The organism is Viridibacillus sp. FSL E2-0187 (assembly GCF_038006425.1).
GTDB classification, from domain to species: Bacteria; Bacillota; Bacilli; order Bacillales_A; family Planococcaceae; genus Viridibacillus; species Viridibacillus arvi.
Map to the genome: position 1 here is coordinate 2,052,005 of NZ_JBBOVG010000001.1, position 16,328 is coordinate 2,068,332.

Sequence of the window (16,328 nt, forward strand, 5' to 3'; positions counted from 1 at the left end):
AAAAAGCTCTATTCCATTTAACTAATAGAATAGATTATTTCTTTATATCATTCCCACTCAAATGGTGTTTCTTGGTATACATAGTAGTTCAACCAGTTGGAGAACAATAAATGGGTATGTGAACGCCAAGTATTATATGGTTGCTTTGATGGATCATCATTTGGAAAATAATTATGTGGAACTTCTATATTCAACCCTTTAGCAACGTCACGAGAATATTCATCTGCCAAAGTATGTGCATCGTATTCTAAATGCCCGGTAATCATAATGTGCTTTTCATCTTCTGACATGACAATAAATACTCCAGCATCATTAGAGGCTGACAATAGTTTAAGCTTTGGATGAGCTTCAACTTCTTCTATAGATACTGATGTATTCCGTGAATGAGGAGCAGTAAATATATCATTAAAACCGCGAACAAGCTTCACAGTTGGATCTGTGATTGTATGATCATAAATTCCTGAGCATTTCTTCGCCAGTGGGAATTTCCCAATACCATAATGATGATAAAGTGCTGCTTGTGCACCCCAACAGATATGTAAAACAGATGTGACATTTGTTTTGGTCCAATCCATAATACTAACAATTTCTTCCCAGAAATCAACATCTTCAAACTCCATTAATTCAATCGGTGCACCAGTTATAATCATACCGTCAAATCGACGGTGTTTAACATGTTCAAACGTCGTATAAAACGATTCTAAATGTGTTTTACTAACATTTTTAGAAACATATGTCGCAGTATTTAAAAACGTTACGTTCACTTGTAGAGGTGTATTACCAAGGAGACGCAATAATTGAAGCTCGGTTTTCTCCTTTTCTGGCATCAAATTTAAAATCAGTATATTTAAAGGTCGAATATTTTGGCTTTTTGAACGGTCCTCTTCCATTACGAAGATTTTTTCCTCTTTTAGTAATTCCGTTGCCGGAAGGTTTTTTGGAATATTAATTGGCATTGCTATTTCTCTCCTTTTTTCTTTTTTTATTATGTACACGCATATAAAAAGCCCTCATTCTCTAGATAAGAATGAGGGCTAACTTAACACGCTCGTTTCTTATCTTCCAAGACTTTTGTCTTGTAGGACTTAGCACCTTTCTGATTGAATCAGAGGTTGCTGAAGCTTCACAGGGCCTTATCCCTCAGCTTCTCTTGATAAGAATATTTAATTGATTTAATCCTATCATTAAATTGTCAGATAAGCAAACATTTCTGTCAATTTAACCATAGGAAATAAGCCCTCTTAGTTTTCCTACAGGGCTTCAGAAAAGTATTTTAAATCATAGTAATTAAGTATGTTTAATATAGTATAAAACATATTCCAGTTTTATGCAACAATTACAAATCAGTTATATATAACAACTGATTTTCTTCTAAATTCCTTACTTTATAACCATTTGGATTATTCCTTTGCCATCTCCAAGCATCTCTACACATATCTTCTAGTGTTTTTTCTGCCACCCAATCGAGTTGTAGCTTTGCTTTTGTAGCATCTGCATAGCTAATGGCAACATCACCTTCACGACGATCGCTAATATGGTATTTAATGGGGATACCTGATACATATTCGAATGTTTTTACAACTTGTAAGACGCTATATCCTTCACCTGTACCTAGATTAAATACTTTCCATCCATTCTTTCTTTTTAAACTTTCTAACGCTTTGACATGACCTTTTGCTAAATCAACTACATGAATATAATCACGAATACCGGTCCCATCAAGCGTTGGATAATCATTTCCGTATATATTTAAATAAGGTAATTTACCCGTTGCCACTTGTGTTATATAAGGCATCAAATTATTCGGTATAGAAAAAGGATCTTCCCCTATCATTCCACTAACATGTGCTCCAATTGGATTAAAATATCGTAATGAAATTATTGAAAAAGAAGGATTTGATTGAGCAAATTCATATAAGAACTTTTCAACAGCAAGTTTTGTTGTACCATAAGGATTCGTTGTATTTAAGGATGCAGTTTCAGGGATAGGACATTGTTCTGGAGTACCATAGACAGTTGCTGATGAACTGAAAACAAGTTGACGCACTTTATATTTATTCATTAATTCGACTAACTGGATTGTGCTTACCAAATTCTGCGAGTAGTATTTGATAGGATTATAGAGGGATTCTGGAACAGATTTGGAGCCTGCTAAATGAATGACACTATCGATTGGGTAGTTCTGAAACACCTTTTCTAAATCTTCTTTATGACTAATATCTACGGAGAGACATGTTATTTTTTTCTTAGTGATCGCTTGCATACGATTGATTACTTCAATATTACTATTGCTAAAATTATCTACAATAATGATTTCATGTCCAGCTTGTATTAACTCGATACAAATATGTGAGCCAATATATCCTGCTCCACCAGTTACTAGTATGTTCAAAGCTTCTCTCCATTTCTTAACTTCTTTGTATTACGAATTACCTTCTTTCTTATGGTACGAGATGTCTTTTGGATAATCGCCCCCTTTATTACAAATCATTTTGTAACTTGTCTAATTAAAGAACAAGAGAAGAATTATTTATAGAAAGTTAGTGATGATCAAGTATGGTTACATCAATTATTTCTTTCTTTTCATTGTGAGCCTGTAAATACTGGCTCACTGTTTTATCATACATAGAATGAAATGAGAATCTATCTTCGAAATAACGGTAACCTGCATGTCCTAGTTTTAGCCTTAAGTCGCGATTCTCTAGTAATTGAATCAAGCGGTCTTTAATTACTTGAATATCATGATTTACTATATACCCTGTTTTACCATCGATAATGAGTTCTGATACCCCCCCTACATTTGAAGCGATAACCGGTAATTGAGCCCTCATTGCCTCTAAAATAGAGATAGGTAGTCCTTCAAAATTAGACAGCAGGACAAATAGATCAGCCTGTTGTAATTGTGTTTCGATATCATCACGAGAACCTAGAAATTTAACGCGATGAGCAATATCATGTTGTAGCGATAACGCTTTCGCAGCTTCCATCTCTTTGCCATCACCTATGAATACTAGCTGCCACTCCTGCTCTTTCATTAAGGAAAGTACCTCGACCAACAAATCTTGACGCTTAGGTTGCTCAAATCTTGCTACCATGACGATTTTTGGTATTTTGTTTTGAGAAAGGCGCTGTTTGATATTACACTGAATACCATTATGAATCGTCAGCATTTTTTCTTTTTTGGCAACTTTTTTTTCGATAGCAAGTGAATAATCATAATTTGAAACAGTAATTATTTTGGTTGTTTTTCGGGCAAATGCCTTCTCAATTTGTTGATAAATCCAACGTTTTATTGGTTTGACTCCTTCCGTAAATGCCCAACCATGTGCAGTAAAGACAGTCGGTAACTTTAAAGAAAAAGCTGATAACCTTCCGACTGCACCTGCTTTAGATGAATGAAGAGCTACAACATCTGGATTAATACTGCGTAATATAGAACGTATTTCAAAAAATGCACGTATATCCGCTACAAGGTTAATAGCCCATTTCAAATGTTGAAGTTGTATAATGCTTATATTCTTTTCATTTAACGGCTGATAAATAAGTGCCCCTTTTGAAGTGAGGATTGTTATTTCATGTCCATCTAGAGCTAGTTGTTTTGTAAGAGCTATTACATGTGTTTGTGCGCCACCAGTTGTATCTAATTTCGTAATTATTTGAACAATCTTCATTACCTCACCTTTCTTAGATCTTTGTATTATTCTGATTTAGCCCATAATTAATGTAACTTATCAATCTGCACAATTTATTTACTTTGAATACTAAAACATCGAAAGCCCATAATTACACAAATACAAAAAAATCTTCTAGGAATCTATTATGTAAAGTTTAAATAAGCTATTCTTTCTTTTTACTCCATGTATGACTTATCTAGCTTACTGAATGTCATTCCTATTGTTTTTAATCTATTAATGATGATCAAACACCATTAATTCTCGACTTACACACATCGCCATATATATGGATGAAATATGACTTGAAGTCCTTATCAATAAGCTCCCTCTCTACTAAAAACTACACTTATAGTACGCATTAATATTTTGATATCGAGTAGAAATGAGCAATTCTCTACGTAATCTATGTCATAATTTATTTTTCTTCCATGAGGAATATTAGAACGTCCATTAATTTGCGCCAAACCTGTAATTCCTGGTTTCATATACAATCTTTTAGACTGTTCTAGATTATAATAAGCTGTAATTTCAGGTACTTCAGGTCTTGGCCCTACTAAACTCATTTCACCTTTTAAAACATTAATAATTTGTGGTAATTCATCTAAGCTTAGTTTTCTTAGTAATTTCCCGATTCCAGTCATACGCGTATCCTGCGAATTCTTAAAGACGAACTGTTCAGGTACCCCACCTTCCCAGTCATTCACTTTGCTCTTCTGAATTTGATCAATACGCATCGTTCTGAACTTCCAAATTTGAAAGTTTGAATAATTTAATCCAGTTCTCTCTTGTATAAAGAAAATAGGTCTTCCTGATACAATTAGTAATGAAATAGCTATTATTAGCATGAAAAGTACAACGATAGGCAAAATAATACTAGAAATAAATATATCTAATAGTCTTTTGCCATATTTAGCGTAAAAACTAGGTCTATCTATTAGGTTCACTTGCATATCAAACCTCCTTTTTTACCGTTAATTATGCACTACCCCTATGACAAACGTATTGAGTCTTTTACTTGTATTAGAATATGAGTACCATTTTTTAGAAATAAAATTATTATATAAAAGAACAAATTTACGTCAAGTTCATTCTAAACCTTATTTTCTCGGTCTTATCATTAAGAAATATATGAACATTACTCTTCTTTTATGATGAAATCTAAGTTGAGTATATTTATTTTCAAAATTTTTCTATTTTATTGATAGAAAAACACAAAGAATAAGTCAATTGTTATAGATTTTTTAAAATTTAATTAGTTTTGCAACATTTGCATAGTAAAAACACTTTTTATATTAGTATTTAATAGAAAACACTTTTTATTTTTCACAAAAAAACCAAATGCCTACTAAAGACATTTGGTTTACCATACGAAATTGTATTTTAACTTAATTAATGAGCTAGTAAAATGTTCACTAATATTTGCAAACTCCTTTGATGCTTATGAATGATATCTAGCTTATTTTAAAGGGTGCGTAAATATAAATATCACCTAATTATATATATTTCACTAGTAAAGATGAACCAGGAATGCTTATTTGTTTAAAAAACACTTAAAACATGAGCATTCAGTGAATTTTTATCAAATTATATGAAATTACTGAAGTTTATCTGTTACATAATAGCTTTAGTATGTTAAAATATTTCTTAAAATTACTTTTGCAACTAAGGAGTGCTTGCATGTGAAAATCGAAAAATCAAAAAAAATGGCTATGTTTCCAAAAGCAATATTCGGTGATTTGAAAGCGGCAGCCAATGCGAAAGCAGCTGAAGGCGTTAAATTAATCGATTTAAGCTTAGGAAGCCCGGATCTTCCACCAGACGAAAAGGTACGTAAAGTATTGTCTGAACGAAGTGCATTAGCTAGCTCATATGGCTATACACTAAGTGGTACGAAACGATTCTACGAAGCGGTAGCCCGTTATTACAAACGTCGTACTAATGTAGACCTAGATCCAAATACGGAAATTATTCAAACAATGGGTTCACAAGAAGGACTTGTCCATTTACCGATGGCCTTCTGTAATAAAGGTGACTATGTACTAACGACGAACCCAGCCTACGTAGCCTTTGATGCCGGTATTCATCTTGCAGAAGCTATTCCTTACTATATGCCTTTATTAGAAGAAAATAATTTCTTACCAGATTTCGATGCAATTCCAGTAGAGGTTGCTGAAAAAGCAAAACTGATGATTCTAAACTTACCAGGAAATCCAGTTCCTGCAATGCCTAACGAAGAGTTTTTCGCAAAAGCAGTTGCATTTGGTCGTAAATATAATGTCATTATTTTACACGATGCTGCCTATTCAGAATTCTATTTTGAAGGTGACCGTCCATCAAGCTTCCTTGCTACACCAGGAGCAAAAGATGTCGGCATGGAAATCAACTCTCTTTCTAAAAGCTTTAGTTTAGCTGGTGCACGTATTGCGTACATAGCAGGAAACGCTGAGATGATCTCAATTATCAACGAATTAAAATCTAATTTGGATTACGGAACTTTTGAGCCAATCCAAGAGGCTGGTATTGTTGCTTTAGACAATGCTGAAGAAATAACAGATCGTCTTCGTGCTACATTCTCAAAACGACACCATATTTTAATGGATGGATTAACTAAAATTGGTTGGAATGTAACACCTTCAAAGGGTGGTATGTTCGTCTGGGCTAAATACCCTAATCAAGAAATGAACGATACTGACTTTGTATATCATGCAATTAAAGAAACAGGCGTAGTAATGGTACCAGGTATCATCTTCGGTGATGCTGGAGCTGGTTATGTACGCTTAGCACTTGTTCAAAAAGAAGAATTAATTGCTGAAGCTGTTCAGCGACTAGCAACATTATCTGTAGTGCACGCTTAATAGATTTTTACCGCAAGAGGGTGATTCCTTTTGCGGTTTTTTTGTGGTGAACCTGATGGGGAATTTCCATGTGAGTTTATTTGACTTGTTTAGCTTCATTTGTTCTAGTTGAGCTGTCTTTTAATCTATTCGGCTCTCCTTTTATCCTATTCGAGCTTTCTTTTAACCTATTCGCTCTTTTTGGGTTTCCTTTTGTTCTACTCGAGCTCTCTTTTAACCTATTCAGCTCTCCTTTTATCCTATTCGAGCTTTCTTTTAACCTACTCGGCTCTACTTTTATCCTACTCAGTCTTTTTTGGTTTCCTTTTGTTCTATTCGAGCTCTCTTTTAATCTATTCGGCTCTCCTTTTATCCTATTCGAGCTTTCTTTTAACCTATTCGCTCTTTTTGGGCTTCCTTTTGTTCTACTCGAGCGCTCTTTTAACCTATTCAGCTCTCCTTTTATCCTACTCGAGCTTTCTTTTAACCTACTCGGCTCTACTTTTAACCTACTCACTTTTTTTCAAACCAAAAACCCAAAAACTTCATACAAAATGAAGTTTATGGGCTATAGTTTTAACTATTGATAAAATGTTTCTTCATTTTTTAACTTAAATCTCCTAGATCTAGTCTTTCCTAAAGCTATATAGTTGCTGTTGTTCAATACTCTTGAGATTAGCGTTCTACTATTACAGCTTAGAAAATCGATGCATTCGGTTATTGTAATTTCTTCAGCACAAATAATGAACCAATCGTATAAAGTTTGTTCGATTGCATTGGGAATAACTACATGGCATTTTGAACAATGCCATGTCCGTTCAGAGATACGGATGTCACTCGTTCCGCAATGACATATGACTCCCTTTTTTATTTGCTCAATAGGTATGTTGTATTTTTCACATAACGGTTTGTGTTTGTACGCTTTATTATTCACTTTAATTGAATGAATCAATGCTTCTAATTGAGCTTCGTTTATAACTACAGGAAGTTCATTTAGTTTTTGAATAAATAGTACGATTTCTTTCGACATGATTAGCGGTACAGTTGTAGGCGCAGTTTTAATTACTGTACGGTTATTAGGCATAATAATTGTTTTATAAATAGGTAATTGCTGAAACTTCATGTTTTTTAACCAGCGCTCAAATGTGTCTGATGCACGAAGTAATTGCATTTGTGGACAATGATATGCAATGGATTGCCCTTCAAGTTCTTGTATGAGTTGGTAGGGCTGTTCTTGGAAATGTAAGGTTCCTCGCATATTTTTGATTTCTATTAATAGAATATAACTTTGTGTGAGCAAAACCGAATCTATTTGGGCAATACGAGTTGGAGAGAGTTGACACTCGAAGTTTGGGAAGTAATAAAAATGTTTGTTAAACAGTACTTCTTGTACCATTTGATCTACGCGACATTCGCCATTAAAACCAGCTGTTACATTTTCAAGTTGGCGAATGATGGCTTCGATTTTTTGATGATTTGGGGAGAGTCGTTTAATGAGTCGCTTATGTGCATACATTTCACTTGGTACTTGTCGCTTAATGAATATAGGCTTAACCTCCTAAACTACCACACCTTTATTCATACCACTTTATTTACAGAATAGTCAAACAATATCACTCTATATATTATTGCTTCTTTTAAATGAAAACATTGTAGTTTAATTCAAAAGTAAATAAAATTATAAAGTAAAAAAGAATCCATTCAAATAAAATGAATTCTTTTTTATCCAGGCACTTAATCTCCCAATAATATAATCTTTTGCGGTGTAGTTTGTGGTGGAATACTACGTGTACTCATTTTAAAGAATACAGCTATATCCTGTTCATTAAGCATTTCAGCTGCTATACTTTCCCCTGCTGCATTTAGTATTTTCGTATTTGAACTAATGTTTAACCGTATATCTGCTTCTACTAAAGATTTTTCCGCATTGTATGTACCAACTTTGTTGCCGTAGAATAAATCTTCCTCATTTACAAGCACGAGTGTTGGAGAGAATTGCGGTGGAAAGATCATCGTAGCAGGTTGAAGCTCATGGACATAGGCATGAATAAAAAAGCCTTGCTTTAGTTCACTTACTGGAAGGTGCTCGTATGAAGTGCTATGAAAAAGGAGCGTTTCTTTCGTTATATTAAGTATAAATGTAGAGTTGTCCTCTTGTTTTTGACAAGTTAAGGCGAAATGAGATGATGTTTCGTTGAGTTCAGTGAGTATGCCTTTGAAATGTATATAGTTAGACATGTTAATACCCCCCTTTTTTACTTTTGACGAATTACATACATGGAAGTTTCGTGTTCAACAATAAGCGAACAGGTCCGTGAACCGATCCGCTTATATAAAACACTTTTGAAAGAGGTATAGAATATTGAATTGCGATTCTCTGAACGCATTAATTCAAGCTTATTAATCGTTTATTATATCTGCTAATATTGCAATAGCTGCATCAATTTCTTCATATGTTACCGTTAGTGGTGGCAGTAAACGAATCACTTCTTCACCCGCACCAACTAATAGTAAGCCTGCATTTTCAGCTTTTGTAATCAATGGAGCTACTGCTTTACCGCAGTTTACACCTAACAGTAATCCCATTCCTTTTACTGTAAACTTCTCTGCTGGTAGAATTATTTCTAATTGCTCTGTGAAATACTCTGATTTTTTAAGTACTTCCCCTAAAAATGACTCTTTAAACACATGATTAAGAACTGTTTGCGCTACGGCTATGGCTAGTGGGTTACCACCAAATGTTGTACCGTGTGTACCTGGGCTGAATGTGTTGTACATTTCAGCTGTTCCAAGCATCGCCCCAATTGGGAAGCCCCCACCGAGTCCTTTAGCAAGTGTTAAAATATCTGGTTTCAATGCAGTTTGTTCATATGCATAACGTGTACCTGTACGAGCGATACCTGTTTGTACTTCATCAATAATGAGTAAGATGCCTTGATCTTTACAGATTTTAGAAATGGCTTCACCAAATTCTTTGGAAACAGAATTTACGCCACCCTCACCTTGCACGACTTCTAGCATAATAGCTGCTACTTCATCATTTACTACTGCTTCAAGAGCTTTGACATCGTTAAATGGAACATGGATGAATTTATTTACTAAGGGACCAAAGCCTTGTTGCACTTTTGCTTGACCTGTAGCTGACATCGCACCGAATGTTCTACCGTGGAATGAATTTTCAAAAGTGATGATTGTATGTTTACCCGTATGCTTACGAGCTAGTTTTATCGCTGCTTCATTCGCTTCTGCTCCACTATTACAGAAAAATCCGTGTGCCAGATGCGTATCTTTTACAAGAGTGGCTGCTAATTGCTCTTGTTCAGGACTTTCAAACAGATTAGAAATATGCCATAATTTTTCACTTTGCTCTTTAATTGCCTCTACTAAAATAGGATTTGCATGCCCTAGACTTAGTACTGCAATGCCACTAGTAAAATCCAAATACTCTTTTCCCGCTTCATCATAGACTTTCGTTCCTTGCCCTTTTACTAAATGTATTGGGCGTCTGCTATAATTCCCAAATAATGCACTCATGCGATAACTCCCTTTCTTTGGATCGTTGTACCGACTAATTTTGAACCAACGATTTGAACAGTTGGTATTCCTTCAATTAAACAGTCGATGGCAGCTTGAACTTTTGGAATCATACCACCATAAATATCACCAGATTGAATCCATTCTTTGATTTGTTCTGGATTTACACTGTTTTGAACTTCATCGTCAATTTTTACCCCAGGTGTATCCGTCACGAGTAACAGGCTATCAGCATTCATTGCTAAAGCTACTTTACTAGCAACTGTATCACCATTAATATTAAGCGGTATTCCATCAGAAGAGGCCCCAAAGCAAGATACTACTGGAATGATTTTTTCAGCAAGTAGAGTTTTTAGAAGTGCCGTGTTAACGGCTTCAATATTACCTACGTAGCCGTATTCTTTTTTGTCTAAGAATGTACAATTAAATAAACTTCCATCATAACCACTTAAACCGATTGCTTTAATACCAGCTCCATTCAATTGATGCGTTAGTGCTGGATTTACTTTACCAATTAATGTCGATTGTACGATTTCAATCGCATCAATTGATGTAATTCGAATTCCATTTTTAGTAGTAGTCTCTATATTAGCGCTGGCTAATGCTTGATTAATAGCAGGTCCACCACCATGGACGATAATAATGTCTATGCCTTTTTGCTGCATCTTTTTGAAGTTTTCAAAAAAATCAGTCGTTAAACCTTCTAGCATACTGCCACCTAGTTTAATAACAATCGTTTTATGATCTGTATGTTGCGTTAATTTGCACGTAGTCATACGTTAGGTCACATCCCCAAGCAGTACCATATCCTTCACCTTGATTTAAGGATACTGCAATTTTCACTTCATTTTGTTTCAAATAGACAATCAGTTCTTCCTCAGAAAATGGTACTGGTTCACCTTTCTCAACAACTGTAGTTGAGCCAATTTGAATTTTCACATCGGTCGGGTCAACTGTTGCACCACTGTATCCGACGGCACAAATAATTCGTCCCCAGTTTGCATCACAACCAAAAATTGCCGTTTTCACCAATGGAGATCCTACAACTGTTTTGGCAATTTTACGTGCCTCTTCATCAGTTACAGCACCTTCAACTTTAACTTCGATTAATTTAGTTGCACCTTCACCATCTTTTGCAATCATTTTTGAAAGATCTTGAGATACAGCATGGAAAGCTGCTTTAAAAGTTTCCCATTCTGGGTGTGCTGGTGTTAATGTGGCATTGCCTGCTAATCCGTTAGCTAATACTAAAACTGTATCATTTGTTGATGTATCTCCATCTACAGTAATCGCATTAAATGTCACATCTGTTACTTCTTTTAATAGTTGTTGCAATGCTTGTTGATCGATATCTGCATCAGTAGTGACATAGGCAAGCATTGTTGCCATATTTGGCTCGATCATACCCGATCCCTTTGCTACACCGGCAATGACAACTTCTTTATCATCTATACTTACGCTATATGCTGTATTTTTAGTGACCGTATCAGTAGTTAGTATTGCTTGTGCGAAATCGATTGCTCCTTCTAATGTTGCATTTGGTGTAATTTCAGCAATCCCTTTTGCAATCGGCTCCATGTTCATGATTTCTCCGATTACGCCTGTCGATGAAACTCCTACTAGTTCTTTTGCAATCCCTAATTTTTCTGCTGTTAATTGTTGCATTGTTTCAGCATCTTTATAGCCTTGTGTTCCTGTACACGCATTCGCATTCCCAGAATTGACGATGAGTGCTTGCATTTTGCCGTACTCTTTCACAACCTGCTTTGTCAGTACAAGAGGAGCTGCTTTAATAACGTTTGTTGTAAAAACACCAGCTACATTTGCAGGTACTTCACTTACTAAAATCGCCAAATCTTTTTTCTTATGTTTGATGCCACAATGTATACCTGTTGCAGTGAACCCTTTTGGTGAAACGATATTTTTACTTGAAATTCTTTTTAAGCTCTCAAATGTTGTTATCATAAAAACACTCCCTTTTTAAATGTATAATGGCACTTGCATAAGACCCGCTGTTTCATCAAAACCAAACTGTATATTCATATTTTGAATGGCTTGCCCTGCTGCCCCTTTGACTAAATTATCAATAACAGAAACTATAGTAGCTTTACTAGTTCTTGAATCTACTTTCACATGGATATCACAGAAATTAGAACCATAAACTTGGTTCGTTCCAAATTTTGCTGATTTCTTGATAATTCGTACAAAAGGATTGCTTTGATATTGTTTAACTAAACAGTTATATAGTTGTTCTTCTGTTGTCCCTGAAGTGATTTGAGCATAGCTTGTTGCCAGAATCCCTCTCGTCATCGGTACTAATGTTGTTGTAAATGTAATTGGTGAATCACTATTTGTGAACATTTTCATAGCCTGTTCAATTTCAGGAATATGCTGGTGTTCATGTATTTTATAGATGGCTGTATTTTCATTTGTTTCACTGAAGTGAGTCATCATACTAGGCTTATTCCCCGCGCCTGAAATTCCGCTCTTTGCATCAATGACTAAGCCATCTGCATGAATTAGATTTTCTTTTAGTAATGGTAAAAGAGAAAGCAAAACTGCCGTTGGATAACAACCTGGATTGGCAATAAGATTTGCTTCTTTGATGGCCTCTTTGTTCCATTCAGACAATCCATATACACTTTGCTCAACAGCATCACTAGGAGCCGGATCTTTTTTATACCATTTTTCATAATCTTCTAAATTTTTAAGTCGGAAATCACCAGATAAATCTATGAATTTCGTTTTGCCATTTAATAGAGGTGGTAGTAACTTGCTTGAAACCCCTGATGGAGTACTTGTAAATACAACATCTAATTCAGCTAATGTATCTATATCAATTTTCTCTAATGGTTGATCGTATAGTTTTTTTAGATGACTATATTTTTGTGAAAAAATGGCTCCTTCATCAGAAGAAGTGAATAATTTAATTTTTTCGACTTCTTGATGATTATGTAATAATCTTATTAGTTCTAACCCGCCATATCCTGTTGCACCAATAATTCCGACCTTCAACTGAATCACCCCACATGTATGTTACAAATTATTATAAGTATGTATAAATATAAAGTCAATTGTATTTTTATTTGCATTTCGTTATATTGGGAATGTACACGCTTCCATCATTGGTACTAAAGCATTTAATATTGTAAAAATATTTTTTCAAAAGAGATTTTTCGAAATAAATAGTATTTTTATACATAAAAAAACAGCATTTCCTTCAATATAAAATCGAAAGAATAGCTGTTCTGCTTTTTAAATCATACCTTTTATTTAAAAAATCATTCATTTTGTTATTGCTTATAAAAAAATCGGTAGCAAAAGCTACCGATTATTCGTCTTTCCAGTTCTCCACTTCATATTCCATAGTAGGATCTGGTTCTTGTCTATTATAGCGTTTCTTATATAGATAGAACAAATGTGTAACTAACACTTTCAGTACTGCGTAACCTGGTATACCTAGAACAACACCTGGTACACCGAATAATGAACCCGCAGTTAGTAATACAAATATGATGGTAATGGGATGTACATGTAACGATTTTCCCATAACTTGTGGTGAGATAAATTTCCCTTCCACTAATTGTACTATAGTCCATACCACTGCCAGTTTGACCAGCATAATTGGTGACGTTACGATAGCAATAATCGCAGCAGGTGTTATGGCTATAATAGGTCCTAAGTAAGGCACAACACTTGTTATCATCGCTAAGAAGCCTAGCACGATTGCATAATCCATATCGATGATTAAGAAACCAATTGTAATCATGACACCGATACAAAATGCAACAATAATTTGCCCTTGAATATATGAGCTAATTTGGCGATCTGCTTTATGGAAAAGGTGAGCAGCGTCATCTCTCATACGAGGAGGAAACATTTTCAAAATAAATTTTGGAAGCTTTTCTCCATCTTTTAATAAGTAGAATAAGATGAATGGAACAGTTACGATTGCTAAAAGAATTCCAGTTAGAGTAGAAATCAAGCCTGTAATACCTGTCGCAATACCACTACCCAGTTTACCTGCTGTATCCTTAACTGTATCACTTAAATCTTTCGTTATATTTGACATTACTTGATCTAAGTCAAAATTGTATTTAGCTAAGAAGGAATTGAAAGTCGATCCTTGTACGAAAGATTGAATTTGATGAAGCATTTCCATAAAGTATTGTGGGAATTCATTAATTAAATTTGTAAACTGACCTTTTAAAAATGGGAATACTAGTATAACTAACAAAGTAATTATACCTGCTAACCCAAGATAAATAATCAGAATCCCCCATACTCGCGGTATTCTCCATTTCTCAAGTATACGCAGAATCGGTCTTAATAGATAATAAGCAATCGCGGCTAAGATAACCGGGAGTACTACTGTTTGTAAAAAAACAATAATGGGATAGAAAATAAAAGATACTTTATCATAGATGAATATAATACAACCTAAAATTAATAAGGTTATTAATCCAAAAAGTAAATTTCTACCCCCTAAGAAACGAATAAATCTCGTTGAAAAAAATGATGGTTTCTCTGGTTCCATCCAATCCCCCCTTTATGACAAAAATGCTATATGAATAGTTTACAGGAAGCATTCAATTTGCGCTAATAATATTATTATACCCCTATATTACTGTTCGAAATCAAGAAATTCCTCTAAAGCTTTATTATTTAAAGCACGATCTATTTCAATGACAGACCCTGCATGAGAATAATTGGCAAATGTATAGCCATGTTCAACTGGGATAGTCAGTTTTTCGATATTTAAATCTCCACCTTTTATGATTGATGCCATTAATGATAATTCATCTTTAGCTGTCATATCAGTTTGAACATAACCTTGAAGTGCTCCTAATAATTTAGGGAAATTTTTATAATTGCCAGGTGATACAACTTCTTTTTTCAATGCTTCTAGAGCTTTTTGTTGTCGATCTACACGTCCAAAGTCACCTTGTGCATCAGAACGGAATCGAGCAAAGCCTAATAATTCTTTACCATTCAACTGTTGTGTTCCTTTTTTCAGTTTAACTCCTATGTTTTTCGACATATCTTTGTCGACATTAACTTCTACCCCATTCGGTGCAAGAATATCTACCATTGATTCAAAGCTTTTAAAATCAATTAATGCATAGTGATTAATTTCTACATCGAACATATTGCTAATTGTATCCTTTAATAATTGAACACCTTCTAAATAATAAGCCGTATTCAACTTATATGATTGATAGCCAGGGATATCTGCATAAATATCTCGCATGAATGATACCATCTTAATGTCATTCGTATCTTTGTTCCATGAAACAAGAATCATAGAGTCTGTTCGCGATTTAGCTTCACCGCGAGAATCGACACCTAAAAGTAAAATATTTTCTATGTTTTTTGATGAAGCTTTATCACCAATAAATTTTTCTTTTATCTGTTCTTGCCCTTTCGCAAGTTCTAGACCTGCTTTATATTCAGTGTATGCATATACTCCTCCCCCTACTAATAGAAGTACGAGAAAAGTAAAGAACACACGACCTTTACGAAGTTTGCGTCTTTTTTTACGCACTCGTGTTTGTTGATTTTCTTGCATGATGTATGCTCCTTTCAAGTGAGTATGTTTTTCTAGTAGTCAATGTTGTAAACTAAAAGATGTACAAGATTTCACGTATTAATGACGTCTTTATACTATTGGAGGTTACAACATGGAACAAATTACTAATATAGCTACATTTGCTGGTGGGTGTTTTTGGTGCATGGTCAAACCATTTGCCGAATATGACGGAATACATAAAGTAACTTCAGGCTACATGGGTGGACATTTAGAAAATCCGACATATGAAGATGTAAAAGCCGGTCACTCAGGACATTTAGAAGTCGTCCAAATTGAATTCGATCCAGCGATCTTTTCATACGAAAAATTACTAGAAATCTACTGGCCACAAGTCGACCCAACTGATGACGGAGGTCAATTCCAAGACCGAGGTGAATCTTATAAAGCAGCAATTTTCTATCATGATTCGTTGCAACAACAGTTTGCTGAAGCTTCCAAACAAGCGATAGCTGAAAGTGGAAGATTCACTAAACCGATTGTCACTGAGATTCGTGAAGCAAGTATATTCTATCCTGCTGAAGATTACCATCAAGATTATTACAAAAAAAGTGCCAATCACTATAAAGAAGACCGTGCTAAGTCCGGTCGTGATGAATTTATAAATACAAATTGGAAATAACAACAGTTAACACGTAGTATACATACTACGTGTTTTTTCTCTGAAAAAATAAAACTTTTTTTAAAATAGTATTGTCT

General features: G+C 34.7%; 15 protein-coding genes and 1 riboswitch. Of the genes, 2 read left to right on the plus strand and 13 right to left on the minus strand.

The features are described 5' to 3' along the window. Positions 1-47: 47 nt before the first annotated feature. From metA to MHH85_RS09955, 4 genes are all read right to left on the minus strand, one after another. Complete coding sequence (gene metA / locus MHH85_RS09940) at positions 48-956, minus strand: homoserine O-acetyltransferase MetA (protein ID WP_340706914.1); 909 nt, start codon at positions 954-956, stop codon at positions 48-50. A gap of 96 nt (positions 957-1,052) precedes the next feature. Further along, positions 1,053-1,160: riboswitch (SAM riboswitch) on the minus strand. Positions 1,161-1,336: 176 nt separating this feature from the next. Continuing rightward, positions 1,337-2,392, minus strand: coding sequence for a UDP-glucose 4-epimerase GalE (gene galE, locus MHH85_RS09945; protein ID WP_340706915.1), 1,056 nt, complete (start codon positions 2,390-2,392; stop codon positions 1,337-1,339). A 148-nt stretch (positions 2,393-2,540) separates the two neighbouring features. After that, on the minus strand, positions 2,541-3,671 hold the full coding sequence (locus MHH85_RS09950) for a glycosyltransferase family 4 protein (RefSeq protein ID WP_340706916.1): 1,131 nt from the start codon (positions 3,669-3,671) through the stop codon (positions 2,541-2,543). Between the two features lie 317 nt (positions 3,672-3,988). Further along, on the minus strand, positions 3,989-4,624 hold the full coding sequence (locus tag MHH85_RS09955) for a sugar transferase (RefSeq protein ID WP_340706917.1): 636 nt from the start codon (positions 4,622-4,624) through the stop codon (positions 3,989-3,991). Positions 4,625-5,353: 729 nt separating this feature from the next. Here MHH85_RS09955 and MHH85_RS09960 point away from each other — a divergent pair. Further along, positions 5,354-6,529, plus strand: coding sequence for an aminotransferase class I/II-fold pyridoxal phosphate-dependent enzyme (locus MHH85_RS09960; RefSeq protein ID WP_340706918.1), 1,176 nt, complete (start codon positions 5,354-5,356; stop codon positions 6,527-6,529). Positions 6,530-6,605: 76 nt separating this feature from the next. On the opposite strand, the gene MHH85_RS09965 is transcribed toward MHH85_RS09960, so the two are convergent. The 9 genes from MHH85_RS09965 to MHH85_RS10005 form a co-directional block, all read right to left on the minus strand. After that, positions 6,606-7,025, minus strand: a complete 420-nt coding sequence (locus tag MHH85_RS09965; protein ID WP_340706919.1) for a hypothetical protein — start codon at positions 7,023-7,025, stop codon at positions 6,606-6,608. 63 nt (positions 7,026-7,088) lie between these two features. After that, complete coding sequence (locus MHH85_RS09970) at positions 7,089-8,024, minus strand: nuclease-related domain-containing protein (RefSeq protein ID WP_340706920.1); 936 nt, start codon at positions 8,022-8,024, stop codon at positions 7,089-7,091. A 218-nt stretch (positions 8,025-8,242) separates the two neighbouring features. Continuing rightward, positions 8,243-8,746 (minus strand): hypothetical protein, encoded by a 504-nt coding sequence (locus tag MHH85_RS09975; RefSeq protein WP_340706921.1) that lies wholly within the window; start codon positions 8,744-8,746, stop codon positions 8,243-8,245. A gap of 162 nt (positions 8,747-8,908) precedes the next feature. Further along, positions 8,909-10,042 (minus strand): acetylornithine transaminase, encoded by a 1,134-nt coding sequence (locus MHH85_RS09980; RefSeq protein ID WP_340706922.1) that lies wholly within the window; start codon positions 10,040-10,042, stop codon positions 8,909-8,911. Further along, on the minus strand, positions 10,039-10,818 hold the full coding sequence (gene argB / locus MHH85_RS09985) for an acetylglutamate kinase (protein WP_340706923.1): 780 nt from the start codon (positions 10,816-10,818) through the stop codon (positions 10,039-10,041). The genes MHH85_RS09980 and argB overlap by 4 nt, the downstream gene beginning before the upstream one ends. Beyond that, positions 10,781-12,007, minus strand: a complete 1,227-nt coding sequence (gene argJ / locus MHH85_RS09990) for a bifunctional glutamate N-acetyltransferase/amino-acid acetyltransferase ArgJ (RefSeq protein ID WP_340706924.1) — start codon at positions 12,005-12,007, stop codon at positions 10,781-10,783. Before argJ ends, argB begins: the two co-directional genes overlap by 38 nt. A 15-nt stretch (positions 12,008-12,022) precedes the next feature. Then, positions 12,023-13,057 (minus strand): N-acetyl-gamma-glutamyl-phosphate reductase, encoded by a 1,035-nt coding sequence (gene argC, locus MHH85_RS09995; protein WP_340706925.1) that lies wholly within the window; start codon positions 13,055-13,057, stop codon positions 12,023-12,025. A 316-nt stretch (positions 13,058-13,373) separates the two neighbouring features. Next, positions 13,374-14,579, minus strand: a complete 1,206-nt coding sequence (locus MHH85_RS10000; RefSeq protein ID WP_193739495.1) for an AI-2E family transporter — start codon at positions 14,577-14,579, stop codon at positions 13,374-13,376. A gap of 87 nt (positions 14,580-14,666) precedes the next feature. Further along, complete coding sequence (locus MHH85_RS10005) at positions 14,667-15,611, minus strand: LCP family protein (protein ID WP_193739494.1); 945 nt, start codon at positions 15,609-15,611, stop codon at positions 14,667-14,669. Positions 15,612-15,723: 112 nt separating this feature from the next. On the opposite strand from MHH85_RS10005, the gene msrA reads away from it, so the two are divergent. Continuing rightward, positions 15,724-16,251 (plus strand): peptide-methionine (S)-S-oxide reductase MsrA, encoded by a 528-nt coding sequence (gene msrA, locus MHH85_RS10010; protein ID WP_340706926.1) that lies wholly within the window; start codon positions 15,724-15,726, stop codon positions 16,249-16,251. Positions 16,252-16,328 lie beyond the last annotated feature (77 nt).

What these genes read in the sequence shown, in the direction of transcription:
- metA (WP_340706914.1), bottom strand. Translation starts at nt 956, where the DNA reads ATGCCAATTAATATTCCAAAAAACCTTCCGGCAACGGAATTACTAAAA.
- MHH85_RS09950 (WP_340706916.1), bottom strand. Translation starts at nt 3,671, where the DNA reads ATGAAGATTGTTCAAATAATTACGAAATTAGATACAACTGGTGGCGCA.
- MHH85_RS09955 (WP_340706917.1), bottom strand. Translation starts at nt 4,624, where the DNA reads ATGCAAGTGAACCTAATAGATAGACCTAGTTTTTACGCTAAATATGGC.
- MHH85_RS09970 (WP_340706920.1), bottom strand. Translation starts at nt 8,024, where the DNA reads ATGTATGCACATAAGCGACTCATTAAACGACTCTCCCCAAATCATCAA.
- MHH85_RS09975 (WP_340706921.1), bottom strand. Translation starts at nt 8,746, where the DNA reads ATGTCTAACTATATACATTTCAAAGGCATACTCACTGAACTCAACGAA.
- MHH85_RS09980 (WP_340706922.1), bottom strand. Translation starts at nt 10,042, where the DNA reads ATGAGTGCATTATTTGGGAATTATAGCAGACGCCCAATACATTTAGTA.
- argB (WP_340706923.1), bottom strand. Translation starts at nt 10,818, where the DNA reads ATGACTACGTGCAAATTAACGCAACATACAGATCATAAAACGATTGTT.
- argJ (WP_340706924.1), bottom strand. Translation starts at nt 12,007, where the DNA reads ATGATAACAACATTTGAGAGCTTAAAAAGAATTTCAAGTAAAAATATC.
- MHH85_RS10000 (WP_193739495.1), bottom strand. Translation starts at nt 14,579, where the DNA reads ATGGAACCAGAGAAACCATCATTTTTTTCAACGAGATTTATTCGTTTC.
- MHH85_RS10005 (WP_193739494.1), bottom strand. Translation starts at nt 15,611, where the DNA reads ATGCAAGAAAATCAACAAACACGAGTGCGTAAAAAAAGACGCAAACTT.
- msrA (WP_340706926.1), top strand. Translation starts at nt 15,724, where the DNA reads ATGGAACAAATTACTAATATAGCTACATTTGCTGGTGGGTGTTTTTGG.